Consider the following 823-nt stretch of genomic DNA (forward strand, 5'->3'; position numbering starts at 1 on the left):
TCTTTAGGAGGAGACCGCCCCAGTCAAACTACCCACCAGACACTGTCCGCAACCCCGATCAGGGGCCCACGTTAGAACACCAGCCATTAAAGGGTGGTATTTCAAGGATGGCTCCATGCAGACTGGCGTCCACACTTCAAAGCCTCCCACCTATCCTACACATCAAGGACCAGTGTTCAGTGTCAAGCTATAGTAAAGGTTCACGGGGTCTTTCCGTCTTGCCGCGGGTACACTGCATCTTCACAGCGAGTTCAATTTCACTGAGTCTCGGGTGGAGACAGCCTGGCCATCATTACGCCATTCGTGCAGGTCGGAACTTACCCGACAAGGAATTTCGCTACCTTAGGACCGTTATAGTTACGGCCGCCGTTTACCGGGGCTTCGATCAAGAGCTTCTCCTTACGGATAACCCCATCAATTAACCTTCCGGCACCGGGCAGGCGTCACACCGTATACGTCCACTTTCGTGTTTGCACAGTGCTGTGTTTTTAATAAACAGTTGCAGCCAGCTGGTATCTTCGACTGATTTCAGCTCCATGAGCAAGTCACTTCACCTACCATCAGCGTGCCTTCTCCCGAAGTTACGGCACCATTTTGCCTAGTTCCTTCACCCGAGTTCTCTCAAGCGCCTTGGTATTCTCTACCTGACCACCTGTGTCGGTTTGGGGTACGATTTGATGTTACCTGATGCTTAGAGGCTTTTCCTGGAAGCAGGGCATTTGTCACTTCAGCACCGTAGTGCCTCGTCATCACACCTCAGCGTTAGTAACGTTCCGGATTTACCTGGAACATCCGCCTACATGCTTAAACCGGGACAACCGTC

At 52.0% G+C, this 823-nt stretch carries 1 rRNA gene; it reads right to left on the minus strand.

Going from position 1 to position 823, the window contains the following annotated elements:
* Positions 1-823: ribosomal RNA gene (locus ABLU96_RS11500) — 23S ribosomal RNA — on the minus strand; the annotation flags it as partial.

The organism is Klebsiella sp. CN_Kp106 (assembly GCF_040064575.1).
GTDB classification, from domain to species: Bacteria; Pseudomonadota; Gammaproteobacteria; order Enterobacterales; family Enterobacteriaceae; genus Klebsiella; species Klebsiella michiganensis.